Annotated in this window: 23 protein-coding genes; 15 read left to right on the plus strand and 8 right to left on the minus strand. The window is 66.6% G+C overall.

The features are described 5' to 3' along the window. Window positions 1-660 carry a DUF3298 domain-containing protein gene (locus G6N19_RS12075; RefSeq protein WP_232062382.1) on the minus strand — a complete coding sequence of 220 codons (660 nt, stop codon included), beginning with the start codon at window positions 658-660 and terminating at the stop codon, window positions 1-3. A gap of 373 nt (window positions 661-1,033) precedes the next feature. Here G6N19_RS12075 and G6N19_RS12080 point away from each other — a divergent pair, with 373 nt between their 5' ends. Next, window positions 1,034-2,842, plus strand: a complete 1,809-nt coding sequence (locus G6N19_RS12080; protein WP_232062383.1) for an ABC transporter ATP-binding protein — start codon at window positions 1,034-1,036, stop codon at window positions 2,840-2,842. A 25-nt stretch (window positions 2,843-2,867) separates the two neighbouring features. On the opposite strand, the gene G6N19_RS12085 is transcribed toward G6N19_RS12080, so the two are convergent. The 4 genes from G6N19_RS12085 to fadD17 form a co-directional block, all read right to left on the minus strand. Then, entirely contained in the window at window positions 2,868-3,035 is a 168-nt protein-coding gene (locus G6N19_RS12085) for a lasso RiPP family leader peptide-containing protein (RefSeq protein ID WP_013830566.1), read from the minus strand. Window positions 3,036-3,093: 58 nt separating this feature from the next. Further along, on the minus strand, window positions 3,094-4,887 hold the full coding sequence (locus tag G6N19_RS12090; RefSeq protein WP_193465023.1) for an asparagine synthase-related protein: 1,794 nt from the start codon (window positions 4,885-4,887) through the stop codon (window positions 3,094-3,096). Then, entirely contained in the window at window positions 4,887-5,579 is a 693-nt protein-coding gene (locus tag G6N19_RS12095) for a lasso peptide biosynthesis B2 protein (RefSeq protein WP_013830564.1), read from the minus strand. Before G6N19_RS12095 ends, G6N19_RS12090 begins: the two co-directional genes overlap by 1 nt. A gap of 197 nt (window positions 5,580-5,776) precedes the next feature. Next, complete coding sequence (gene fadD17, locus G6N19_RS12100) at window positions 5,777-7,297, minus strand: long-chain-fatty-acid--CoA ligase FadD17 (RefSeq protein ID WP_013830563.1); 1,521 nt, start codon at window positions 7,295-7,297, stop codon at window positions 5,777-5,779. A gap of 29 nt (window positions 7,298-7,326) precedes the next feature. Between fadD17 and G6N19_RS12105 the strand changes: the two genes are divergently transcribed. Further along, complete coding sequence (locus tag G6N19_RS12105; protein WP_013830562.1) at window positions 7,327-7,818, plus strand: nuclear transport factor 2 family protein; 492 nt, start codon at window positions 7,327-7,329, stop codon at window positions 7,816-7,818. 12 nt (window positions 7,819-7,830) lie between these two features. On the opposite strand, the gene G6N19_RS12110 is transcribed toward G6N19_RS12105, so the two are convergent. Continuing rightward, window positions 7,831-8,928, minus strand: coding sequence for an acyl-CoA dehydrogenase family protein (locus G6N19_RS12110; protein ID WP_193465024.1), 1,098 nt, complete (start codon window positions 8,926-8,928; stop codon window positions 7,831-7,833). Between the two features lie 10 nt (window positions 8,929-8,938). After that, on the minus strand, window positions 8,939-10,117 hold the full coding sequence (locus G6N19_RS12115; RefSeq protein ID WP_013830560.1) for an acyl-CoA dehydrogenase family protein: 1,179 nt from the start codon (window positions 10,115-10,117) through the stop codon (window positions 8,939-8,941). A 190-nt stretch (window positions 10,118-10,307) separates the two neighbouring features. On the opposite strand from G6N19_RS12115, the gene G6N19_RS12120 reads away from it, so the two are divergent. The 13 genes from G6N19_RS12120 (at window position 10,308) to G6N19_RS12180 (ending at window position 22,618) form a co-directional block, all read left to right on the plus strand. Continuing rightward, window positions 10,308-10,502 (plus strand): ferredoxin, encoded by a 195-nt coding sequence (locus G6N19_RS12120; protein WP_013830559.1) that lies wholly within the window; start codon window positions 10,308-10,310, stop codon window positions 10,500-10,502. A gap of 77 nt (window positions 10,503-10,579) precedes the next feature. Then, the gene (locus G6N19_RS12125; protein WP_013830558.1) at window positions 10,580-11,497 is read left to right on the plus strand and encodes a 3-oxoacyl-ACP reductase; all 918 of its coding nucleotides are present in this window, start codon (window positions 10,580-10,582) and stop codon (window positions 11,495-11,497) included. 239 nt (window positions 11,498-11,736) lie between these two features. Next, window positions 11,737-12,501, plus strand: coding sequence for an MlaE family ABC transporter permease (locus tag G6N19_RS12130; protein ID WP_013830557.1), 765 nt, complete (start codon window positions 11,737-11,739; stop codon window positions 12,499-12,501). A 49-nt stretch (window positions 12,502-12,550) separates the two neighbouring features. Next, on the plus strand, window positions 12,551-13,393 hold the full coding sequence (locus tag G6N19_RS12135; protein ID WP_013830556.1) for an MlaE family ABC transporter permease: 843 nt from the start codon (window positions 12,551-12,553) through the stop codon (window positions 13,391-13,393). A gap of 39 nt (window positions 13,394-13,432) precedes the next feature. Beyond that, the gene (locus G6N19_RS12140; protein WP_269473701.1) at window positions 13,433-14,605 is read left to right on the plus strand and encodes an MCE family protein; all 1,173 of its coding nucleotides are present in this window, start codon (window positions 13,433-13,435) and stop codon (window positions 14,603-14,605) included. Next, complete coding sequence (locus G6N19_RS12145) at window positions 14,605-15,642, plus strand: MCE family protein (protein WP_193465026.1); 1,038 nt, start codon at window positions 14,605-14,607, stop codon at window positions 15,640-15,642. Before G6N19_RS12140 ends, G6N19_RS12145 begins: the two co-directional genes overlap by 1 nt. Next, window positions 15,629-16,687 carry a virulence factor Mce family protein gene (locus tag G6N19_RS12150; protein ID WP_041318812.1) on the plus strand — a complete coding sequence of 353 codons (1,059 nt, stop codon included), beginning with the start codon at window positions 15,629-15,631 and terminating at the stop codon, window positions 16,685-16,687. Before G6N19_RS12145 ends, G6N19_RS12150 begins: the two co-directional genes overlap by 14 nt. Next, on the plus strand, window positions 16,684-18,018 hold the full coding sequence (locus G6N19_RS12155) for an MCE family protein (RefSeq protein ID WP_193465027.1): 1,335 nt from the start codon (window positions 16,684-16,686) through the stop codon (window positions 18,016-18,018). Before G6N19_RS12150 ends, G6N19_RS12155 begins: the two co-directional genes overlap by 4 nt. 2 nt (window positions 18,019-18,020) lie before the next feature. Next, window positions 18,021-19,202 carry an MCE family protein gene (locus G6N19_RS12160; protein ID WP_232062693.1) on the plus strand — a complete coding sequence of 394 codons (1,182 nt, stop codon included), beginning with the start codon at window positions 18,021-18,023 and terminating at the stop codon, window positions 19,200-19,202. 6 nt (window positions 19,203-19,208) lie between these two features. Next, on the plus strand, window positions 19,209-20,909 hold the full coding sequence (locus G6N19_RS12165) for an MCE family protein (RefSeq protein WP_013830550.1): 1,701 nt from the start codon (window positions 19,209-19,211) through the stop codon (window positions 20,907-20,909). Continuing rightward, window positions 20,855-21,571, plus strand: a complete 717-nt coding sequence (locus G6N19_RS12170) for a mammalian cell entry protein (RefSeq protein ID WP_408632435.1) — start codon at window positions 20,855-20,857, stop codon at window positions 21,569-21,571. Before G6N19_RS12165 ends, G6N19_RS12170 begins: the two co-directional genes overlap by 55 nt. Next, window positions 21,550-22,059: a mammalian cell entry protein gene (locus G6N19_RS12175; RefSeq protein WP_193465028.1), complete on the plus strand. Its 510-nt coding sequence runs from the start codon at window positions 21,550-21,552 to the stop codon at window positions 22,057-22,059. Before G6N19_RS12170 ends, G6N19_RS12175 begins: the two co-directional genes overlap by 22 nt. A 16-nt stretch (window positions 22,060-22,075) precedes the next feature. Then, window positions 22,076-22,618: a hypothetical protein gene (locus G6N19_RS12180; RefSeq protein ID WP_013830547.1), complete on the plus strand. Its 543-nt coding sequence runs from the start codon at window positions 22,076-22,078 to the stop codon at window positions 22,616-22,618. A gap of 1 nt (window position 22,619) precedes the next feature. Here the strand turns inward: G6N19_RS12180 and G6N19_RS12185 are convergent, their stop codons facing one another. Continuing rightward, entirely contained in the window at window positions 22,620-24,089 is a 1,470-nt protein-coding gene (locus G6N19_RS12185) for an alpha,alpha-trehalose-phosphate synthase (UDP-forming) (protein ID WP_193465029.1), read from the minus strand.

Consider the following 24,089-nt stretch of genomic DNA (forward strand, 5'->3'; position numbering starts at 1 on the left):
TCACCGCTGCGCAAGCGCCGCCATGTCAGGCGCCAGTACGTCGGTCAGCGATGACCACGGCACGGTGATCACCGGCAAGCCGTGTCCGAACTGGTAGTCGGCGAAGTGCAGCTCCATACCCTCGGCGGTGGGTATCCAGTTCGCGAAGTTCTCCGCGATCGGTCGGTTGCCGGGTTCGTCGGCCATCGGCTCGCCGTCGCCGTAGACCGTCGGCCATATCCGCTTGGTCTGCTCGGAGAGCCGGTTGAGGCCGTCCTGCTCATTGGAGAACAGGTCGCTCAACGTGATGGGTTTGGCGCTACGGCTGTCGATCACGACCGTGCTCACGTAGTTGTTCGGATGGGCGGCACCGTGCACGTAGTAGACACCGGTGAGAAGTTGTGCGAGCGCCGACGGTCGAAAGAACAACTCGGACTTCACTTCGAAGGTCCACGACGGAATCGAGTCTGCATCGGCGCGCACCTGCTCGATCTGGTCGCGGGCCGAGGCGTCCCCGGCCTTGTTGAACGCCTCGGCCACCGAGGGATCGCCACCGGACACCTGAGCGACCTCGGCGTGCCAGCGTCCATCACCGTCCGGAGTCGCTCCGGCGATTGTGGCGGCCGAGACGGTATAGGTCTTACCGTTGGACTCTCCCGATTCCGAGGCGGCGGCCGGCATGGGATCCGCGAGCGCCCGAGGTGACATCTGAGCTGAAGTCGGTTGCGTTGTTGCCGAAAGCGAATCGGTGTTACCGCATGATGTCACCGAACCGAACGCCACTGCGACGATGGCCGCGAGGGATGTCGTGAAGATGTTAGGCATCAGGCGTGCAGGGCTTTCCGGGTTGGCCACCGAAGCTGTGATCGGCGGATTACTGGAACGACATCAGCAGATCATCCCACTGTCACCGTGCTCGCGCTGGAAAAAGCGGTGTCGCAGACTGACAACCCTGCCAACGCCTTGATCGAGGAGCAAGTCCATGTACATCCGACGCAGCCTGGTCATGCTGCACACGGTCCGCGGCACGGTAGCGCTCTCGGTCCTGCTGGGGTTGGTCGTCACCGCCCTGCCGTTCGTGTCCAACGCAGCATTCGGTCCGCTGATGCAGGCGGTCGCAGCTGCGGGCATGGACGGAAATCTGGCTGACGTGTGGGGCTTGCAGGGCGCGTTGCTGAGCCGCGAAAGCGGCGGGCCCTCCGGCATTTTCGGTTGGCTGACGACACCGGTGACCTTCGCGACACTGTTGGCGGTCTGGGCGGTTTCACTGGTGCTCGCGCAAGCCCTGAGTTTCGCCAACGCCTGGGTCGGCGCACACGTCGAGCGGAAGCTGCTCAGCGCGATCCTCCAGCGCGTTCACGGCCATATTCAGTCGCTGTCACTGGATTTCTTCATAGGCGCCCGCAGTGGTGCGCTTATCCAGCGGGTACAGCAAGAGGCCCCGTGCGTTCAGCGGCTCTTGACCGAGTGTCTCGTCCCGCCGGCAGTCGACGCCGTGGTGCTGCTGATCGCATTGAGCTATCTGCTGGCGCTGTCGTGGCAGATGACGATGGTGTCGCTGGTGCTGACCCCCTTGGCGCTGATGGCACTTCGCTTCGCGGGGAAGGGGCTTCAGGCCGCCACTCGACGGGCGATGATGGCAAACCGCGCCATGAGCAGCGAACTAGCGGAAACCACCAGTGGTATCGCCGAGATTCAGGTCTTCAACGCCCAACGGCGACGCAATGAGTTGTTCCGGGTCTCGTCGGCGTCCGCAACGAGGAATATGGCCGCGATGAGGATCTGGATGCAGGCCGCGGCCAACGGGATCCAGGTTTTCATCGCACTGAGCACCGTGCTGGTGTTGATCACCGGTATCGCGTTCGGCGGCCGTTTCGGCCTCACCTTCGCGGGCCTGGTGGTGTTCATCGCCTACGTGCCGACGATGTTCGCGGCGGTGCAGCGGATGGTGTTGGCGTACACGACGTACAAGTCGATCCTTCCGCACATCGCGTCGACGTACGAACTGCTCGACACCGAGGCGACCGTGCGGGAGCGACCGAACGCCACGCCGCTCGGTGAGGTCCGCGGCAACGTGGTATTCGACGACGTGACATTCGGTTACTCGCCGCACCAGGAGATACTCGACGGGCTGTCATTCTCGGTCGCGGAGGGCGAAACGGTCGCGCTGGTCGGCCCGATCGGATCCGGCAAGTCGACCGTCTTCAATCTGTTGCTCCGGTTCCTGGATCCACAGGGCGGACGGATCCTATTGGACGGCCGCGATATCCGCGATGTGACGCTGCATTCGCTGCGTGAGCAGGTGTCCAAGCTTGCGCAGTTCCCGTTCTTCTTGAAAGACACCATCCGCGAGAATGTGCGGCTGGGCAGACAGGACGCCACCGACAGTGACATCGAAGCGGCATGCGAGTTGGCGCACGTTCATAGCGTGATCTGCGATCCTGCCCGGGTGCGGGACGGCTACGACACCGTCGTCGATGTGGAGGTGCCATCCGGTGGCCAGAAGCGATTGATCGCCTTCGCCCGGTGCCTGCTCCGTCGGCCCGAGGTGTTACTGCTCGACGAGCCCACCGAGAACCTGGATGCGGATCAGCGGGCGCGGGTGACCGCAGTGATCCGCGAATATGCCGGCGATCGAACCTGCCTGGTGGTCAGCCATGACATGGATTTCATTGCATCCGTGGCCGATCGGATCATCGTCCTCAGCCAGGGGCGTGCGGTGGAGCAGGGCACCCATGACGAATTGCTCGCGATCGGCGGCCTGTACACGCGACTGTATGCAGCGGACAATGCTAACCCCGCATTGCTCAGGAGTGACCGGTTGGCCGCGCCGACCCAACCGCCGGAAAACGGGCCCCGCTGACTGTGGCGAGCCGCGGCGGCGGCTGTCAGCGCGGCGGCAGCGGTGCCACCGTGTCGGGGGTGTCGTAGTGCCGGCTGTACCAGCCCATGTAGCCGTAGCCGGTACTGCTGTCGGAAAGGTAGTTACCACTGCCCTGGGTGGCATCACGCACGTCGCCGACGCGGACCACCTGTGGGGGAGAGTAGCTCTGCACCGTAAGACCTCCGTGATCTGATTTCTGCTGGCTACAAAAGTGTACGAGCTACCAATGATCAATTCCCGGAATCCGCAGAATCGGGACTAAAGTACTCTGACGCGGCAATCCGTTGTGTCGGGTCGGCCGCATAGTGCAGGTGGCGTAGCCAGACCTCGATCTGCATCGCGGTGTAGAACTGGGTCACCGCGCCGATGCGGCCGGCGGAGCGCAGCGCGCGGTCCCAGGCGTCGGCGTCGACATAGCCGCGCTGCACGATCTGCGGATTCGCGCCGAGGTATTCGCGCCAGCGGGGGTTGCGCTCAAAGCCGTGCAATATCGCCTCGTCGGCGATCGACTTCGATCGCCGACGAAGTACGGTCTCGCTGACCAGCCCGGCGAACGCGTACCGTTGCACGGCACGGTCGATCCGAGGATCTGCGGCGATGTCCCACGGCGTGGTCATAGCCACGTCGACCAGTGAAGGCGCCAGCAGTGGATGACGCAGTTCGATGCCCTCGGGGGCGAACAGCTGGCGGGATCTGGCGAACTCGACACAGCGCAGGACGTTCTCCACGACGGCCTGGCCGTGCACCGACTGCGCACGGACGGTCGTGGTGACCTGTGCGCGGTGCTGCAGGCGGTGACGCTCGATGTAGGCCTGGCGTAACCACGGTGCCGATGCGGCGATGGGCCGGGGTGGTTCCAGCGTGAGCGTCCGGCCGCTTCGCCATCGCCGCAGTCCGTCGATCGCCGCACGCCGTACCCAGAACGCGGCGGAACGCCCCAGTTCGGACTGGGCGCCCCATCTCAGCGACTCGCGCTGTAGTCGCGCCCATCTTCCGGTGCGCAACAGGTCGGCCAGGTACCAGGGGAGCAGGCCCGCGAAGAACACGGCGTCCCCGCCTTCGCCGGTCAGAATCGTCGTCGCCCCCAGCCCCCTCGCAACAGCCTCCTCGGCAGCGCTGGGCGCCCAGTTGAGAATCCGTCGTGTCGGTGCCGGCAGAAAGATGCCCAGTTCCGGCCCCGCCGTGAAGGGCCCATGCTCGGTGGCGTCGATCGGATGCCACGGGGCCGGCGTCGATCGAAGGGCTGCCCGAATCCAAGACGACTCGTCGCTGCCCGGGGAGCCGGGATGGACGAAGCTCAGCGCAGGTATCGGAGTGATGCCGGTGGCAACCGCCAAGACGGTTGAGGTGTCCAGCCCGCCCGACAACTCGACGGCGTCCGTACCGTCAGACGACAATGCGCCCGCGACAGCATGTTTGACGGTCGCGCGCAGTAGTTCCTGGTGTTCGTCGAAGGTTCCGTGACGCGGTTCCGCGAGGGGCCGCCAACCACCTCGTACCCGCAAGCGGCCCGCCCGGCAGCTGGCGAACTCACCGGGTTGTAGCCGGCTTATGCCGCGATACGGCGTTCGGGGCCCCAGATGCAAGCCGGTGCTGAACATATCGGCCAGGTAGTCCTCGTCGGGTTCATGCCAGGCGCCGGTCTGGCGAACCAGGGCGCCGAGGTCGGTCGAGACCACGGTGCCATCCGCCCCGCCGGCGAAGTACAGCGGACGCAGGCCCATGCGGTCCCCGAACAGGACGGCATCGGGGCCGTTCACCACCACTACGGCGTACTCGCCGACCATGCGTTCGGCCGCGTCGGTGGGCCACCGCCGCAACCCGGCCACCACGATCTGCGCCACGGGTGCCGATTTCGGCAGGTCCAACTCCCTGCGAAGCGATGCCTGGCTCGCGAGGAAGCCATGGAACCACACCGCGGATTCGCCGACGCGGTGAAACCGGGGCCACCCGAGGACGCGTACCGGTGTCTCGGTGGGCAGCGTTACCAGGAATCCATCCAGTGATGGCCGGGCCGGTGGCATCACGCCTGCTGGATCACGGTGAAGCGCCGCAGGTCACCCTCGTTCAGGGCGGTCCCGTTCAACTCCACCCAGGCATGAGCCTCGAACGGGTAGAGCGCCACGCCCATCACGTGCCGAGCCGGCCAACCGGCGGTTCGCAGAAAGCGGGTCAGGGCGAGCGATCGCGGCAAACAATCCAGCGGAGCCTGGCGGGCCGGGTAGAGGCTCTCGGCGGTTCGGAAGCGTCTCATCAAGAGTTCGACGGGGGTGCGTGGCGCAGCGGTGTCGGCCGTCGGTCCGACCCGATTCGCGTAGGCCGTTGCGAAGCCCCGCCGCAGATCACGTTCTGCGGCAGCACGTTCCCATAACGCGCGCAGAATGGTCGGGGCGCGCCGCGGTGACCGCTCGATGGATGGCGGCGTCGGCCGCTGATCGGTGACGAGGCGACCCGCGGTCAGCTGGGCCGTGGCGAAGTCGGCGAAGTCGGCTTCCAGCGTGGCGGGTGCGATGCCGTACTCTTCGGCGAGGCCGATGAGGTTGCGCTCGTCGGGTAACCGCGTCAGTTGTGCCCACATGGCCGCACCGACCTCGTTGATCACGTCATAGACGCCCGCGGACAGATCGAGTACCACCAGCTGTCCGGCCACCTCCGCGCAGCGCAGGTTCGGCGCGCAGAACAGCAGCGGTGGGTGCGTGGGCGCCGGATGGGTCACGATGCTTGCGTCCAGTGGGGTGTCGAGGCGACGCTGTGGTCGGCACGAGGTTGCCGATGTCGTTCGTGGCCGGGTGGATGGTCAACGGCGGTCCGAAATGGCCCGATGGTGCGTCAACTCGAATAGATTTCCGGAATAGTAGCGACAAGCCCGTTTTCCAGCAAGGCATCGACCGGCTGCTTACGTGGCCGCTGCGCTCAGGGGCGCTCGATCCGGAACACCGGGTCGGCGCACTCGGTGCCCTCGGCCGACAGCACCCGCTTGAGAACCTTGAACGTTTCGGTGCGCGGCAGCGCGGCGGCCACCCGCACATACGACGGCCACTGCTTGGGGCCCAGGTCGGGCTGCTCGGACAAGAAGGCGCGGAAGGCATCCAAATCCAATGACGCCCCCGGTGCCAGTACCAGCGCTGCCATCACCTGATCACCCACGGCGGGATCGGGTATCGGGTAAACAGCCGCCTCGACAATAGCGTTGTGCCGCAGCAGGATCCGTTCGATCGGCGCGGTGCCCAGGTTCTCGCCGTCCACCCGCATCCAGTCCCCGAGTCGGCCGGCGAAGTAGGCGTAACCGGCGTCGTCGCGGTACGCCAGGTCGCCGGTGTGGTAGATCCCGCCCGCCATCCGCTGCGCTTCGGCCTCGGGATCCTTGTAGTAGCCCCGGAACTGGCCGGGTCCGCTGGTGTTCACCAGTTCGCCGACCACGCCCGGCGGACATTCTTCGCCGGTATCGACGTCGATGATGGTGTTCCCGCCGGTCAAGGGGCCCAGTGCACCGATCGGTGTGTCCGGGGTTCGACCGATCGCCACCCCGCCCTCGGTGGAGCCGAAACCGTCGATGACGGTGCAGTCGAACCGCTCGGCGAACCGCTCCAGATCCCGCGGCGCTCCCTCGTTGCCGTACAGGATCCGCAGCGGGTTGTCGGCGTCGTCGGGCCGTTGCGGAGTGGCCAGCACATACGACAGCGGTTTGCCGACGTAGTTGGCATAGGTGGCGCCGAAGCGGCGAATATCGGGAATGAAGCCGGATGCCGAGAATCTGCGCCGCAACGCGATCGAGGCGCCGGCGGCCACGGCCACCGACCAGCCCGCCATCACCGCGTTGGAGTGGAACAGCGGCATCGCCAGGTAGCAGACGTCAGTAGATGTCAGACCGAACCGCTGGGCGAGCATGAGCCCGGGGGCCGCCGCCTTCTCATGCGTGCAGCGCACTGCCTTCGGATCGCCGCTGGTGCCCGAGGTGAAGATCAGCATGAACAGGTCATCGGGTTCGGCGGCACGAAACGTCATCGGCGCATCGTCAAAACGGGCTAATTCCGCAGCCCACAAGGGGGACTCGACGTCGATCGCGCCCGGAACGGCGGCGTCGGTGCTGTTGTCGGTCAGCACCAGCTGGCAATCGGCGTGGGCCACGTCGCGCTGCAGGGCCGTTCCCCGACGGGTGGGGTTGAGCCCCACCGGCACCAGGCCGGTCAGTGCGGCCGCCACCAACAGTGTCGAGAAGAACGGGGTATTGCCCAGCAGCACGCCCACGTGCGGCGGCTTGTCCGGGTCGAGCCGCGCGCGCAGCGCGGCGCCCAGTTGGACACCGGCCGCGATGTGGTTGCGCCAGCTGACGAAATCATCCCGGTAGTAGACGCCGCGGTCGTCGACGTCGGCCAGCGGGGCCAGCAGCCCGGTGACGGTGGGCCGTTCGTCGATGGGAGCCGGTGCTGACATGCTGGTCACATTAGTGCTGCAATGGTGCGGTGACTGATACCCAGGCCATTGCGGCCTTCGCCGACATCGAGGCAATCAAACAGGTCAAGTACCGCTACCTGCGAGCGCTGGACACCAAGCACTGGGACGACTTCGCCGCCACGCTGGCCGAGGACGTCACCGCCGACTACGGCAAGTCGATGGGCAGCGATCACACCTTCTCCGACCGCGACTCGCTGGTGGAGTTCATGCGGACATCGCTGCCGGGAAACTTGATCAGCGAGCACCGGGTCAACCACCCCGAGATCACCCTCACCGGCGCGGACAGTGCTACCGGCATCTGGTACCTGCAGGACCGGGTGATCATGCCCGACTTCAACCTGATGCTGATCGGCGCTGCGTTCTATCACGACACCTACCGCCGCACCGCCGACGGCTGGAAGATCAGCGCCACCGGCTACCAGCGCACCTACGACGCCACCATGCCGTTGTCGGACATCCCCGGATTCAAGGTGACGTTCGGGGAAGCGCTGCACCGCTGACTCAGATCCGACCTAGACCGGGGTGTCGGCCAGCTCGCGACCGATCGCCAACAGCTGGCCGGTGGCGCCACCGAGCGCGAACTCGGTCTGCTTGGCGGCCAGGAAGTAGCGGTGAATCGGGTGGTCGGTGTCGATGCCGACCCCGCCGTGGATGTGGACGATGCTGTGCGCCACCCGATGTCCCGCGTCGGCCGCCCAGAACGCGGCCGTGGCGACCTCGCTGGTCGCCGGTAATTCCTCGCCGACGCGCCAGGCCGCCTGGGTCAGCGTGAGCCGCAGTCCCTTGACGTCGATGTAGCCGTCGGCCAGCCGCTGGGACACGGCCTGGAAGCTGCCGATCGGCTTGTCGAACTGTTCGCGTTCGCGGGCGTATTCGGCGGTCAGGGCCAAGCCGCGCTCCAGCACGCCCAACTGGTAGGCGCTGCGGCCGAGTGCGGCCAGCGTGTTCAGGTGGTCGAGAACCTCGGCGCCGCCGACGAGACGGCCGGACTCCAGCTCGGTTCCCGACAGCTCGAGGTGCCCGACACTGCCCAGGCCGGTGGTCGCCAGCGGAGTAACCGTCACGCCGGGGTCGGTGGCAGCCACCAGGAAAACTCGCGTGCCGGAGTCGGTTTCGACCGGCACCAGGAAGGCGTCGGCCACCGGGGCGAACCCGACCTGGGTGCGGGTTCCGGTGAGCCGGAAGCCGGTACCGGTCGCCGCTGCCTGGATCGGGCCCTCACCCATGTCGCCGTCGGTCGCGGCCGTCAGGATCTTCGCGCCGGCCACTGCCGGTGCGCCCCAGGCCTGCTGCAGCTCCGCGGAGCCGAACTTGGCCAGTGCCCCGGCCGCCAGCACCACCGACTCCAGGTAGGGCACCGCGGCCAGTTGCCGACCCAGAGCGGTCAGGATGGCCGCCTGCTCCAGCACACCGAACCCGCCGCCGCCCAGCGACTCGCTGGCCGCGCTGGACACCACGTCGGCCTCGACGAGCTTGCGCCACAGTTCGGTGTCGACCCGCTGCTCCAGCCCGTCCAGCTCGCGCTGGTGTTCCGGGGTGCACACCGCGTCGACGATGGTGCCGACCAGACCCGAGAGGTCTTGGGCTGCTTCGGTTGTGGAGAAGTCCATAACGAGTCCTTTACCGGTTGCGGGGCAGGCCCAGGGCGACCATGCCGATGATGTCGCGCTGCACCTCGTTGGTGCCGCCGCCGAAGGTCAGGATCAAACACGCCCGGTGCATGCGTTCCACCCGGCCGCGCAGCAGCGCACCCGGGGAATCCTGGCGCACGGTGGCGGCGGTGCCGAGCACCTCCATCAGCAACCGGTAGGCCTCGGTCGCCAGTTCGGTGCCGAACACCTTGGCCGCCGAGGCGTCCGCCGGGGACGGCGAGGCGCTGTCGGATGAGGCCAGCTCCCAGTTGATCAGCTTGAGCACCTCGGCCTTGGCGAGCACCCGGGCCAGGTTGAGCTGCACCCACTGCGAGTCGATGATCCGGTTGCCGTGGCTGTCTTTGGTGTGCTGCGCCCACTCGCGGACCTCGTCGAGCGCCACGAAGATCGGCTGCGCCGACACCAGTGCTACTCGCTCGTGGTTGAGCTGGTTGGTCACCAGCTTCCAGCCCGCGTGCTCCTCGCCGACCAGGTTGGACACCGGCACCCGCACGTCGGAGTAGTAGGTCGCGCTGGTGTCCGGGCCGGCCATGGTGTGCACCGGCGTCCAGGAGAAGCCCTCGGCGCTCGTGGGAACGATCAGCATGGAGATCCCGCGGTGCTTCTTGGCCTCCGGGTTCGTCCGTGCCGCCAGCCACACGTAGTCGGCGTAGGCGATCAGCGACGTCCACATCTTCTGGCCGTTGATCACATAGTCGTCGCCGTCTCGTACCGCGGTGGTGCGCAGCGATGCCAGGTCGGTGCCGGCGCCCGGCTCGGAGTACCCGATCGCGAAGTGCAGCTCGCCGGCGGCGATCTTGGGCAAGAAGAACTTCTTCTGCTCCTCGGTGCCGAAGGCCATGATCGTCGGGGCGACGCTGTTGATCGTCAGGAACGGCACCGGGGCACCGGCGATCGCGGCCTCGTCGGTGAAGATCAGCTGATCCATCGCCGAGCGGGCCTGGCCGCCGTACTCCTTGGGCCAGCTCAACGTCAGCCAGCCGTCCTTGCCCATCTGGGCGACCGTTTCGCGGTAGACGTTTCCGGTCCCGTACTCGCCCTGCGTCGAACTCAGCGCCTCCCGGCGCTCCGGGGTCATCAGCGTCGTGAAATACGAGCGCAGTTCGCGACGCAGCTCTTCCTGCTCAGCGGTGTAACTGATCTGCATCGGGTCGTCCTTCGCTGGTGATCGGGCTCACGATAAAATTGTCGTCGACAGCCCGTTGTAACACGTTCTAGTCGCTAGGGTCCAGTGACTCTATCTCGTCGTGTACGGCTGCTGTTGGATCGTATGGTGGCATTAACGGACACTGACGGACCATGCTGTTGGCCGTCTCGGGCTTTTCAAGGAGAGCGTCATGCGAGTTGAGGTGGACCTGGATCGCTGCGAGGGCAACGCGATTTGCGTCGGAATCGACCCCGACCTGTTCGAACTGAACGACGACGAGCAGGCCGTTGTCAAGATGGCGCCGGTCCCGGCGGAGCGCGAAGCCCACGCTATGCAGGCGATCGCCGAGTGCCCCCGTGCCGCGCTGCGCCGCGTTGACGACTAACCTCGGCCCGGCAGGGGACTAGAGGTATTCATAACCGCAGGCGACGAGGGCGCCGCGAGGGGACAGGAGCGGCGTACATGACTGCGAACAGCGCGATCGATCTGACCGGGAAGGTCGCCGTGGTGACCGGCGCCGCCGCCGGGTTGGGCCGGGCAGAAGCGATCGGGCTGGCCCGTTCCGGAGCCACCGTGGTCGTCAACGACATCGCGCCGGCGCTGGAATCCTCCGACGTGATCGACGAGATCGCCGCCGCCGGCGGCAAGGGCGTGCCGGTGGCGGGGGACATCAGCCAGCGCTCCACCGCCGACGAGCTGGTGAGCACCGCCGACGGCCTGGGCGGGCTGAGCATCGTCGTCAACAACGCCGGGATCACCCGCGACCGGATGTTGTTCAACATGTCCGATGACGACTTCGACGCCGTGATCGCGGTGCACCTGCGCGGGCATTTCCTGTTGACGCGCAACGCGGCCGCGTATTGGCGCCAGAAGGCCAAGGAAGCTGATGCCGGAACCGTCTACGGTCGCATCGTCAACACGTCCTCGGAAGCCGGGCTGATGGGTCCGGTCGGTCAGGCCAACTACGGCGCGGCCAAGGCGGGCATCACCGCCCTGACGCTGTCGGCGAGCCGGGCGCTGAGCCGCTACGGCGTGCGCGCCAACGCCATCTGCCCGCGGGCCCGTACCGCGATGACCGCCGACGTCTTCGGTGAGGCCCCAGAAGGCGCAGCCGGTGAAGTCGACCCGCTGTCGCCCGAGCACGTGGTGACCCTGGTCCGGTTCCTGGCATCCCCGGCGTCGGCGTCGATCAACGGTCAGGTCTTCGTCGTCTACGGACCTGAGGTAATGCTGATGGCCGCGCCGACGGTGGAACACAAGTTCAGTGCCGCCGGGCAGGCGTGGGAACCGTCGGCGCTGTCGGACACGCTGGGGAATTACTTTGCCGACCGCGATCCGCGGCGGACATTTTCGGCCTCGGAGCTGATGGAGTCCGATTAGCGCGCGATTAGAACGCGTTTCAGGAGACGTGCATCACAACAGTGTCTGACCTGGATCGATAACCCATGAAAACTTGCTAAATGTGCTCTTTGACACTAAGAACGTGTTCTAGTTAATATGATCCGGCTCACGCGGTCCGACGTTCGAATCGAGCGAATGACGTCGGCCGCACGGCGTGTCCGGATACAGTTTTGCGACCACCGGCGGCCCGGCTGCCCGAGCTGAGGGAAGGACGAGCCTTGATCGAACAGCTCACGGTTCCGGCCCGGGCCGTGGGCGGCTTCGTCGAAATGTCGATCGACACCTTCCGGGCAATGTTCCGCCGGCCGTTCCAGTACCGCGAATTCCTCGACCAGACCTGGATGATCGCGCGCGTGTCGCTGGTGCCGACCTTGCTGGTCGCCATTCCGTTCACCGTGCTGGTGGCGTTCACCCTCAACATCCTGCTGCGCGAGATCGGCGCCGCCGACCTGTCCGGCGCCGGAACCGCCTTCGGCACCATCACCCAGCTCGGTCCGGTCGTCACCGTGCTGGTGGTGGCCGGCGCCGGCGCCACCGCCATCTGCGCCGACCTGGGTGCTCGAACCATTCGCGAAGAGATCGACGCGATGCGGGTGCTCGGCATCGACCCGATTCAGCGGCTGGTGGTGCCCCGGGCGCTGGCGTCGACGTTCGTCGCGCTGCTGCTCAACGGATTGGTGTGCGCGATCGGGCTGGTCGGGGGCTACGTGTTCTCCGTCTTCCTGCAGGGCGTCAACCCCGGCGCGTTCATCAACGGGCTGACCGTGCTGACCGGGCTCGGCGAGTTGGTGATGGCCGAGATCAAAGCGCTGCTGTTCGGGACGGCCGCCGGGCTCATCGGGTGCTACCGCGGCCTGACCGCCAAGGGCGGCCCGCAAGGCGTCGGCAATGCGGTCAACGAGACGGTCGTCTACGCCTTCATCTGCCTGTTCGTCATCAACGTCGTCATGACCGCGATCAGCGTGCGGGTGCTGGTCAAATGAGCCGCGCCGACGACGATGCCGAGCGCAGCGATGCTGAGGAGTGGCGCCGATGAGCTATGACGCCACGCTGCGGTTCCGGCGGTTGTTCCGCTGGGTGCCCAAGGCCGTCGACGACTTCGGCGAGCAGGCACTGTTCTACGCCGACTCCATCCGCTACGTCCCCAACGCGCTGACCAAATACCGCAAGGAGACGGTCCGGCTGATCGCCGAGATCACCATGGGCACCGGCGCGCTGGCGATCATCGGCGGCACCGTCGGGGTGGCCACCTTCCTGACCTTGGCATCGGGTGGTGTCATCGCGGTGCAGGGCTTCTCATCGTTGGGCAACATCGGCATCGAGGCGTTGACCGGCTTTCTGTCGGCGTTCCTGAACGTGCGCATCGTGGCCCCGGTGGTCGCGGGCATCGCGCTGGCCGCCACCATCGGCGCCGGCACCACCGCCCAGCTCGGCGCCATGCGGGTCGCCGAGGAGATCGATGCCGTCGAAGCGATGGCGGTGCACGCGGTGTCGTATCTGGTGTCCACCCGGTTGGTAGCCGGTTTGATCGCGATCATCCCGCTGTATTCGCTGTCGGTGCTGGCGGCGTTCTTCGCGGCCCGGTCCACCACGGTGTTCATCAACTCGCAGTCACCGGGCCTCTACGACCACTACTTCGACACCTTCTTGATACCCACCGACTTGCTGTGGTCATTCCTGCAGGCGATCATCATGTCCATCGCGGTGATGCTGGTGCACACCAACTACGGCTACAACGCGGCCGGGGGACCGGTCGGTGTCGGCATCGCGGTGGGACAAGCGGTGCGCACGTCGTTGGTCGTCGTGGTGGTCATCACGTTGTTCGTTTCACTTGCCGTCTACGGCGGGTCCGGTAACTTCAACCTCTCGGGATAGCAAGGGATGCAGGTGGACACGGGATCGAGTCGTACTCGGGTGCGGATTGCGGCCGCCGTCCTGGGCGCGATCCTGCTCGCCGCCACCGTTTTCACCTATCTTTCCTACACCGCTGTCTTCACCCCGACCGACAAGGTGACCGTCACCTCGCCGCGGGCCGGTCTGGTGATGGAGCAGGACGCCAAGGTCAAGTACCGCGGCATCCAGGTCGGCAAGGTCAAGTCCATCAAATATCAGGGCGATCAGGCCAAGCTCGTGTTGGCCATGGACAGCGCGGCGATGTCCTACATCCCGTCGAACGCCGCCGTGCACATCGCCAGCAACACCATCTTCGGTGCCAAGTCAGTGGAATTCGTGCCACCGCCGGTGCCGTCGGGCAAGTCGTTGCGCAGCGGATCCAACGTGGCGGCCTCCGATGTGCAACTCGAGGTCAACACACTGTTCCAGAAGCTCACCGATGTACTGGACAAGATCGACCCGGTACAGCTCAACGGGACGATCAGCGCGCTCGGCGAAGGGCTGCGGGGCAACGGCGACAACCTGGGCGTGGCGTTGTCCGGGCTGAACGGCTACCTGGAGAAACTCAATCCCAAACTGCCGCAGCTGCAAACGGGCTTCGCCAAGACCGGTGTGGTCGGCAACATCTACGGGGACGCCGCACCGGACCTGGCGACGGTTTTCGACAACGTCCCGACAATCAGCAAGACGCTGGTCGACCAGCGCGACAACCTGAGCAAGGCGCTGCTGGCGACGACCGGGCTGGCCAACAACGGTTACGACACCTTCGAGCCCGCCGCCGACGACTTCATCGCCGGTATCCAGCGCTTCCGTGCTCTGGGCAGCCTGCTGGCCGAATACTCCCCGGAGTTCGGCTGCCTGCTCCAGGGCACTACCCGCGCACTGCAACGTTTCGGGCCGTCCATCGGTGGCACCCGGCCGGCGCTGTACGTGAACTCGAGCTTCATCCCGGGCGCGCCGGCCTACACCTATCCGGAGAGTCTGCCGGTGGCCAACGCCACCGGCGGCCCGAACTGTCGCGGCCTGCCGGACCTTCCCAGCAAGCAGTACGGCGGATCCTGGTTCCGGTCACCGTTCCTGGTGACCGACAGCGCCTACATCCCGTTCCAGCCGAACACCGAAGTGCAGTTCGATGCCCCCTCCACCGCGCAGTTCCTCTTCAACGGCGCCTACGCGGAACGGGATGAGTACTGATGAACACTCGTGGGACTCTGATCAAGGTCGCCGTCTTCGCCGCGGCGATGCTGCTGGTGTCGGCGGGTCTGGTGGTGGTGTTCGGCGAATTCCGGTTCGCGTCCAATCACACCTACCATGCCGACTTCGCCAGTGCGTCACGCCTCAAGGGCGGCGAAGACGTGCGGATCGCCGGGATCCCGGTGGGCACGGTGAAACGGGTGGCGCTGACGCCGGACAACACGGTCAGCGTCACCTTCGACGTCGACAAGCGCTACCAGCTCTACGACTCGACCCGAGCGCTGATCCGCTACGAGAACCTGGTCGGCGACCGCTATCTGGAGATCGCCTCCGGCGCAGGTGAACTGCGCAAATTACCACCCGGCGGCACCATCGGCCGGGAGCACACCCAGCCGGCACTGGACCTCGACGCACTGCTGGGCGGGATGCGTCCGGTGCTCAAGGGACTGGACGGCACCAAGATCAACGAGATCAGCAACGCGATCATCGAGCTGCTGCAGGGGCAAGGCGGCGCGCTGACGCAGATGCTGGCCAACACCAGCTCGTTCACCACCACGCTGGCCTCCCGCGACCAGCTGATCGGCGACGTGATCAACAACCTCAACACGGTGCTGGCCACCGTCGACGACAAGAGCGAGCAGTTCGACGCCACCGTCGACCGGCTGCAGCAGCTGATCACCGGCCTGGCCGAGGGCAAGGATGCCATCGCCGGTGCGATCGGCCCGCTGGCCACCGTCGAGACCGACCTCACCGACACGCTGCGGCGCACCCGGCGGCCGCTGCAGGGCGTGATCGAGAACGCGCGTCCGCTGGCCACCGTGCTGAACAAGCGCAAGCAGGAACTCAACGATGTCATCGACCCGCTGGAGGAGAACTACCTGCGGCTCAACGCACTCGGCGCCTACGGCTCGTTCTTCAACATCAACTACTGCACGGTCTCGATGAAGTTGAACGGGCCCGCCGGCAGCGACATCATCCTGCCCATGGGCGGCCAGACCGACACCACTAAGGGGAGGTGCTCTCCTGTCAAGAATTGATCGCGTAAACCCGGTTCGCACGGGTACGTTGGGCATCGCACTTGTGGCATGCCTGGTCTTGGTGTCGTTCGGTTACACCAGCCTGCCGTTCTGGCCGCAGGGCAAGACCTACCACGGCTACTTCGCCGACGCCGGCGGCATCATGCCCGGCAACGACGTGACGGTGTCCGGTATCCGGGTCGGCAAGGTCACCAAGGTGGCGCTGGCCGGGCCCAGCGCCGAGGTGGGTTTCACCATCGACCGGAAGGTCCGGGTGGGCGATCAATCGTTGGCCGCGATCCGCACCGATACGGTGCTGGGCGAGAAGGCGCTGTCGGTCACGCCGGCCGGCGCAGGCTCGGTGTCGGTGATCCCGTTGGAACGCACCCGGGCGCCCTACACACTCAACAACGCCCTGCAAGACCTCGGCGGCAACGTGCGTGATCTGGACACGCCGCGATTCGAAGAGGCACTACAGGTGCTCACCGACTCGATGCGCGATGCGACACCGCAATTGCGCGGGGCGCTGGACGGGGTGACGGCGCTGTCCCGCAGCATCAACCGCCGCGACGAGGCGCTGGGCCAGTTGCTGACCCACGCCAAGTCGGTCACCGGTGTGCTCAACCAGCGTGCCGCGCAGGTCAACCGGCTGGTGCTCGACGGGAACCAACTCTTCGCCGCGCTGGACGAACGCCGGCAGGCGCTCGGCGCGCTGATCGCAGGAATCGATGATGTCTCGCAGCAACTTTCGGGCTTCGTCAGCGACAACCAGAAGGAGATCGGTCCGACCCTGGACAAACTCAACCTGGTGCTGGACAACATGATCGAGCGCAAGGATCGGATCGCCGGGGCGATGGAGCGACTGCCCGGCTACGCCACCACACTCGGCGAGGTCGTCGCCTCGGGTCCGGGCTTCCAGATCAACCTCTACGGCCTGCCGCCGCCCACGTTGTCGGAGGTGCTGCTCGACATCTACTTCCAGCCCGGCAAGATTCCCGACAGCCTGGCCGACTACCTGCGCGGGATGATCTCCGAGCGCACCGTGATTAAGCCGAAGTCGCCATGACGCGCCCGTCATTGCGGATTCTGCTCGCCGGGGCGCTGGCCGCGCTGCTGGCCGCCGGCGTGTACCTGGTGCTGCCAGCGCAGCGCGGCTACCGGATCACCGGTTACTTCGCTTCGGCGGTCGGTCTGTACCCGGGTGACGACGTTCGGGTGGTCGGGGTTCCGGTCGGCCGGATCGAGTCCATCGAGCCGCGCGCGGAGAACGTCAAGATCACCATGTCGGTGAACAAGGACGTGCCGTTGCCGGCCGACGTGCACGCGGTGCTGATGGCGCCGAACATCGTCTCGGCGCGGGTGATTCAGCTGGCGCCGGCCTACACCGGTGGCGAGCGACTGGCCGACGGCGCGGTGCTCGGCGAGGATCGCACCGCGGTGCCGGTGGAGTGGGACGAGGTCAAAAAGGAGCTGACTCAGCTCAGCGCGCAACTGGCACCCGAACAGGGCAAACTCAACGGCGCGCTGAGTGCTTTCGTCAACCAGGCCGCTGACACCTTCGACGGCAACGGCGACTCGTTCCGCAGCGCCCTGCGGGAGCTCTCGGCGACCACCGGCCGGCTCGGTGACTCGCGCACGGATCTGTTCGGCACCGTCAAGAACCTGCAGGTGCTGGTCGACGCACTGTCCGGCAGCAACGAGCAGATCGTGCAGTTCACCGACCATGTCGCGGCCGTATCGGCGGTGCTCGCCGACAGCTCGGCCGACCTGGATGTCACGCTGGGAACCCTGAACCAGGCACTGCGTGACGTGCGGGGCTTCCTGCACGACAATAATGACGCGTTGATCACACAGGTCAACAAGCTGTCGGAGTTCACCAAGGTGCTCAGTGACCAGAGCGAGAACTTCGAACAGGTACTGCACATCACCCCGCACGGCCTGGTCAACTTCTACAACATCTACAACCCCGCGCAGGGCTCGCTCGCCGGTCTGCTGTCGCTGCCCGACTTCGCCAACCCGGTGCAGTTCATCTGCGGCGGCGTCTTCGACGTCGGCTCGGTACCGGACAACTTCAAGCGAGCGGAGATCTGCAAGGAGCGGATGGGCCCGGTCATGCGCCGCTGGTCGATGAACTTCCTGCCGTTCCTGTTCCACCCGATCAACTCGATCACCGCCTACAAGGGCCAGATCATCTACGACACCCCCGAGACCGAGGCCAAGGCGCAGACGCCGGTGCCGTACCTGAAGTGGATGCCCGCACCGGGTGTCACACCGCCGAGCACCGACGATGTCGCCGCATTGTTCCTACCGCCATCGGAGCCGGGGCAGCTGGGCACCGCACCCGGCCCGCACGGCCCGCAGCAGCCCGGGGCCGGCGCACCACGGGAGGGCGGATGAGCATGAGATCTGTTGCCGGCGTCGTCAGGCGTGCCGGCCGACGCGGCGCGGCACTGGGGGCCGGGGCGCTGGTGCTGTCCGGCTGCCAGTTCGGCGGGCTGAACTCGCTGAACATGCCGGGCACCGCGGGCCACGGCCGAGGGTCCTACAGCATCACGGTGCAACTGCCGGACGTGACCACGCTGCCGCAGAACTCGCCGGTGATGGTCGACGACGTCACCGTGGGCAGCGTCTCTGGCCTGCAGGCGGTGCAGAAGCCCGATGGCAGCTTCTATGCGGCGGTCAAACTGTCGCTCGATGGCAACGTTGCGTTGCCGGCGAACGCCATTGCGAAAGTCGCCCAGACCTCGCTGCTGGGTTCCCAGCACATCGAGCTCTCCGAGCCGCACGATCAGGCTCCGGCCGGCAGGCTTGCGCCAGGCGACGAGATCCCGCTCAGCCGCACCGGGCGCTACCCCAGCACCGAAGAGGTGTTGTCCTCACTGGGCGTGGTGGTGAACCAGGGCAATCTCGGTGCACTGCAGGACATCACCGAGGAGGCGTACGCGGCGGTCGCCGGACGGGCCGGCACCTTCGCCGGGCTGCTGCCCCGGCTCGCCGAGCTGACGGCGTCGCTGGACCGCCAGGCCCACGACATCATCGCCGCCGCCGAGGGGCTCAACCGGATCGGCGTGACCCTGGCCCGCAGTGCGCCCAGCCTCGCGCGGGCACTGGAGACCATGCCGGGCGCGCTGCAGGTGCTCAACGACAATCGCGCCAACATCGTGGATGCATTCGGAGCGCTGCAGCGGTTGGCGACCGTCGGGTCGCGGATCATGACCGAGACCAAAGAAGACTTCGCCGCCGACATCAAGGACCTCTACCCGGTCATCAAGGCCTTCGCCGACAACGCCAACGAGTTGGTGACGGCGTTCCCGTTCATTCCGACCTTCCCGTTCCCGTCGATGTACCTGCGCAATGCCGTCCGCGGCGACTTCCTGAACGTCTATGTCACCTTCGACATGACGTTGCGCCGGTTCGGCGAAACCGTGTTCACCACCGGCGCGTTCGACCCGAACATGCCGCACATGCACGACGTACTCAATCCGCCCGACTTCTTGATCGGTGAGCTGGCGAACCTGTCCGGGCAGGCGGCCGACCCGTTCAAGATCCCGCCCGGCACGGCTGTCCGATATGAGGAATGACCTGCGATGCTGACCCGCCTCGTTCGAATCCAACTCGGGATCTTCGCCGTGGTCACAGTGTTGGCCGTCGGTGCGATCGCGATCCTTTACCTGCACCTGCCCAGCCGGATGGGGATCGGAACCTACAAGGTGACCGCCGATTTCATCGGTGGCGGCGGGATCTACAAGAGCGCCAACGTGACCTACCGCGGCGTGACGGTGGGCCGGGTGGAAGACGTCCGTCTCACCGATCATGGGATCGACGCCCAGATACGGCTCAACAGCAGCACCAAGGTCCCGGGCAACGTCACCGCAACCGTCAAAAGCATGTCCGCGATCGGTGAGCAGTACATCGACCTGGTTCCGCCGGAAGGAGCCGCCGCCGCCGGGGTGTTGCACAACGGCGCGCGGATCGGCCAGGACCGCACCGCGATAGGCCAGGACATCGCCGGCATGCTCGATCAGGCCCAGACACTGGTCAACAGCGTCGCCAACAGCCGCCTTCGTGACCTGCTGCGCAACACCTTCGAGGGCTTCAACGGTTCCGGGCAGGAGCTGGCCCGGATGATCGCGTCGTCGCGGCAGTTGATCGACGAAGCCAACGCCAACTTCGAGGCGACCGAGGGTCTGATCGACCAGTTCGAACCGTTCCTGGATGCCCAGATCCGCAGCGGCGACGACATCAAGACGCTGGCCCGATCGCTGGCGACGGTCACCACCGAGGTGCGCAACGCCGATCCGCAACTCCGCGAGGTGCTGCAGATCTTGCCGAGCGTCACCGACGAGGCGAACACCACATTCAGCGGGATCCGGGCGTCGTTCCCGACCTTGGCGGCCAGCATCGCCAACTTCGGCCGGGTCGGGGTCATCTACCGCAAGTCCATCGAACAAGCGCTGGTGGTGTTTCCCGCGCTGATGGCGGCGCTGATCACCGTCGCCGGGGGCGCCCCGATCGAAGAGGGCGCCAAGTTGGACTTCAAGATCGACATGCACGACCCGCCGCCGTGCGTGGTCGGGTTCCTGCCGTTCACCGAGATGCGCACCCCGGCCGACGAGACCGTTCGTGAATTGCCCAAGGATTTGTATTGCAAAGCGGCGCAGAATGATTCAGCAGCGGTCCGGGGGGCCCGCAACTATCCGTGCATGGAATACCCGGGCAAGCGGGCGCCGACCATTCAGCTCTGTCGTGATCCGAAGGGCTTTGTCCCGATCGGCAGCAACGCCTGGCGCGGTCCGCCGGTGCCGTACGACACGCCGATCACCGACCCGCGGATGATCACACCGATGAACAAGTTCCCGTACATCCCACCGAGTTCCGACTACGATCCCGGCCCGCCGGTGGTCGCGCTGCCGCCGGGTGTGCCCGCGGGCCCGGGCCCGGCGCCGAACCCGCCGTACCCGTTGCCGTATCCGCCGAACGAACTCGGGCCGAACCCGCCGGCACCGTGGCCGTACTACGCCCCGCCGGACCAGAACCTGCCGACGAACCCCGGCGGTAACGGCGGCCTGCCGGCCTACGGCCGGGACCCGGCGCCGGGACCGGCCCCCGGGCCGCTGCCGGCCGAAACGCCGGCCCAGGCCAACGGCGTCGCCTACAGCAGCTATGACCAGCGGACCGGGAAGTTCGTCGACCCGGCGGGCAGCACCGGGGTGTTCGTGTCGGGGGCCGACAAATGGCTGCCGGCCGAGAACTGGGCCGACCTGATGCTCGAGCCGAGGCAGACGTGACCGGTCCGGAAGAGGCCAGGGCTCGACGCCGGGCCTCGCGGGCCGCCGGCCCGGCCGGTGACGCCGCCGAAGTCGCCACGACTGCCGTTCCGACGCCGAGTCGGGCCGCCGTGCGGGCGGTGCGGCCGGCCGGCCCACCGCCGCGGCGACAGCCCAACGCACGCCAGGCCGCTGTCGTTGCGGCGGCGGCCGCCCTGGTGGCGAGCGTCGTGCTCGGCGGTCTGGTCGCCGTGCTACTGGTGCAACACCGGCATGATGTCGCGGCCGAGAGCCGTGACCAGCGTTTCGTCGACACCGCGGTCCAGACCGTGCTGAACATGTACACTTACACGCCCGACACCATCAACGAGCAGGTGGACCGCTTCGTGGGCGGCACCAGTGGACCGCTGCGCGACACCATGGCCGGCAACGCGGATAACCTCAAGGCGCTGCTGCGGGAGACCAAGCACAGCTCGGAGGCGGTGATCAACGCCGCAGCGCTGGAGACCACGGACGATGTGGCCGGCAACGCCTCGGTGCTGGTCGCGATGCGTGCGACCGCCACCGATGCCGACGGCGTCAACAAGCCGTCGCAGCCGTACGCGCTGCGGATCATCGTGCACGAAGACAATGCCGGCAACATGACCGCCTACGACCTCAAATGGCCGGACGGCAGTCGATGAACCGGGGATGGTCGGGGCTCGTCGCCCTGGTGGTCCTGCTCGGGGTGTTCGTCGGTCTGGGCGCCACCGCGGGGAAGCTGTATTGGAACCGGGTCGAGGCGCGTGGTGAACAGCTGGCGCGCACCGAGCTGGTCGAACTGGCGAAAGCAGAGATTCCCAAGGTACTCGGCTATGAGTACAAGACCGTGGAAGGCAGCCTGACCGAGACCTTTCCGATGTTCACCGGCGACTACCGCCGCGAGTTCGAGGCCCGCGCGATCAACGACATCATTCCGCAGGCCCGGGAGAGGCAGCTGGTCAACCAGGTCGACGTGACCGGTGTGGGCGTCCAGGATGCGAAGCGGACCGCCGGATCGGTGCTGGTCTTCATCAGCCGCACCGTGACGAGCGGTAAGTCCAAGGAGCCGCTGCATGAGGGCAGTCGGCTGCGGGTCGACTTCCGCAAGGTCGACAGCAAATGGCTGATCAGCAACATCGTTCCGATCTAGCTGAGAGGATCGCGCCATGAGGAAGCTCATTCGCAGTCTGGCCGCGTTCGGTATCGCGATGGCGGCGAGCGCCGGGCTGGCCGTCGAGGCCGGCGCGGACGACGACGCCTTGCCGGAAGGCACCCTGGAAGGCATCTACAAGTACACCCAGGACGACGGCAGCACGGCGACGTGGCGGATCTACCCGCTGTGCGTACCCACGGTGGGCGATGGCCGGGTGCCGCTGCACCTGGCGGTCGGCTGCAAACTGCAGGTGGAAAGCGACGGCCCACCGGGGCAGGCCGGGGCCTACCGGCTGTCCAACGGCCAGTGGACCTACCACACGCCGCTGTTGGCCGGTGTCCGATGCCCGGATGGGCGCACCGCCGGCACTGAAGAGATGTACCGGTTCGACACGTCGCTGCGCGGCACCTACACCCAGTCGCACAATGCGGTCTGCGGCTGGCAGCCCGGTTTGAAGACGCACCCGTTCACGCTGACGTTTGTGTCGCCGCTGCCCAACCCGGTGATCCACTACCCGTTGACCTGTCAGGACAACCCGATTCACCTGTGCAGCTGAGCTACTCCGCTGTTTCGGCGAGCGAGTCCAGGAAGGATCGGGCCCAGCGGTCGACGTCGTGGGTCAGCACTTGGCGGCGCAGCGCACGCATACGTCGGCGGCCTTCTTCGGAGGTCTGGTTGATCGCCGCCTCGATGGCATCCTTGACGCCCTCCAGGTCGTGCGGGTTGACCAAGTAGGCTTGCTTCAATTCCGCGGCGGCACCGGTGAATTCACTCAAAACGAGGGCACCGCCCAGGTCGCTGCGACAGGCCACGTACTCCTTGGCGACCAGATTCATCCCGTCGCGCAGCGGGGTGACCAGCATGACGTCACTGGCCGCGAAGAACGCGATCAGCTCGTCGCGGGGAACCGGGCGGTGCAGGTAGTGCACCACCGGGTGGCCCACCTCGCTGTACTCGCCGTTGATGTGACCGACCTGGCGTTCGATGTCCTCGCGCAGGATCTGGTAACTCTCCACCCGTTCCCGGCTGGGCGTCGCCAGCTGCACCAGCACGGTGTCGTCGCGCTTGGCGCGGCCCTCGGCGAGCAGCTCGTTGAACGCCTTGAGCCGGACGTCGATCCCCTTGGTGTAGTCCAGCCGGTCCACGCCGAGCAGGATCTTGCGCGGATGACCCAATTCGGCCCGGATCTCCTTGGCGCGCCGCCGGATTCCCCGCTCGCGCGCCTTGTGGTCGAGGTCGCCGGAGTCGATCGAGATCGGAAAGGCGCCGACGCGCACGGTGCGGTCGGCCAGACTCACCTCGCCGAACCTGCCGCGTACCCCCACCGCACCGCGTGAGGTGGCCGCGCCGGTCAGGTTACGGGACAGGAACAGGAAGTTCTGCGCGCCGCCGGGCAGGTGGAAACCGACGAGGTCGGCACCGAGTAGGCCGTCGACGATCTCCCTGCGCCACGGCAGCTGCATGAACAGCTCCACCGGTGGGAACGGGATGTGCAGGAAGAAGCCGATGGTCAGGTCCGGACGCAGACTCCGCAGCATCTTGGGCACCAGCTGCAACTGATAGTCCTGGACCCACACCGTCGCACCCGGTCCGGCCGCCTCGGACGTGGCCTCGGCAAACCGGCGGTTGACGTCGACGTAGCGCTCCCACCACTGCCGGTGGTAGATCGGTTTGACGATCACGTCGTGGTACAAGGGCCACAGTGTCGCGTTGGAGAATCCCTCGTAGTAGTCCGCGATATCGGTGGCGCTCAGTGCTACCGGATGCAGTCGCAGGTCCTCGATATCGATCGGCTCCGCGGGACCGTCCGGACTGCCCGGCCAACCCACCCAGGCGCCGCGGCGCTTGCGCAGCAGCGGCTCCAGCGCGGTGACCAGCCCGCCGGGGCTGCGCTTGTACGCCGTCGTGCCGTCGGGTAGCACCTCGATGTCGGTCGGCAGTCGGTTGGCCACCACGACGAAGTCGGAGTCATGGAGTTCTCGCGGCCCCTGCGGCCCCGCCGTGGCCCGGCCCCCCGACCCCGGCAC

It is taken from the genome of Mycobacterium novum (assembly GCF_010726505.1).
Classification (GTDB): domain Bacteria; phylum Actinomycetota; class Actinomycetes; order Mycobacteriales; family Mycobacteriaceae; genus Mycobacterium; species Mycobacterium algericum.

Excerpts from the sequence above, each read along its gene's own strand:
- G6N19_RS12160 (WP_232062693.1), top strand. The coding sequence starts at position 18,021 with ATGAGATCTGTTGCCGGCGTCGTCAGGCGTGCCGGCCGACGCGGCGCG.
- G6N19_RS12155 (WP_193465027.1), top strand. The coding sequence starts at position 16,684 with ATGACGCGCCCGTCATTGCGGATTCTGCTCGCCGGGGCGCTGGCCGCG.
- fadD17 (WP_013830563.1), bottom strand. The coding sequence starts at position 7,297 with ATGTCAGCACCGGCTCCCATCGACGAACGGCCCACCGTCACCGGGCTG.
- G6N19_RS12120 (WP_013830559.1), top strand. The coding sequence starts at position 10,308 with ATGCGAGTTGAGGTGGACCTGGATCGCTGCGAGGGCAACGCGATTTGC.
- G6N19_RS12075 (WP_232062382.1), bottom strand. The coding sequence starts at position 660 with ATGCCGGCCGCCGCCTCGGAATCGGGAGAGTCCAACGGTAAGACCTAT.
- G6N19_RS12090 (WP_193465023.1), bottom strand. The coding sequence starts at position 4,887 with ATGCCACCGGCCCGGCCATCACTGGATGGATTCCTGGTAACGCTGCCC.
- G6N19_RS12180 (WP_013830547.1), top strand. The coding sequence starts at position 22,076 with ATGAGGAAGCTCATTCGCAGTCTGGCCGCGTTCGGTATCGCGATGGCG.
- G6N19_RS12115 (WP_013830560.1), bottom strand. The coding sequence starts at position 10,117 with ATGCAGATCAGTTACACCGCTGAGCAGGAAGAGCTGCGTCGCGAACTG.
- G6N19_RS12165 (WP_013830550.1), top strand. The coding sequence starts at position 19,209 with ATGCTGACCCGCCTCGTTCGAATCCAACTCGGGATCTTCGCCGTGGTC.
- G6N19_RS12125 (WP_013830558.1), top strand. The coding sequence starts at position 10,580 with ATGACTGCGAACAGCGCGATCGATCTGACCGGGAAGGTCGCCGTGGTG.
- G6N19_RS12110 (WP_193465024.1), bottom strand. The coding sequence starts at position 8,928 with ATGGACTTCTCCACAACCGAAGCAGCCCAAGACCTCTCGGGTCTGGTC.
- G6N19_RS12145 (WP_193465026.1), top strand. The coding sequence starts at position 14,605 with ATGAACACTCGTGGGACTCTGATCAAGGTCGCCGTCTTCGCCGCGGCG.
- G6N19_RS12135 (WP_013830556.1), top strand. The coding sequence starts at position 12,551 with ATGAGCTATGACGCCACGCTGCGGTTCCGGCGGTTGTTCCGCTGGGTG.
- G6N19_RS12170 (WP_408632435.1), top strand. The coding sequence starts at position 20,855 with ATGGCTGCCGGCCGAGAACTGGGCCGACCTGATGCTCGAGCCGAGGCA.
- G6N19_RS12175 (WP_193465028.1), top strand. The coding sequence starts at position 21,550 with ATGGCCGGACGGCAGTCGATGAACCGGGGATGGTCGGGGCTCGTCGCC.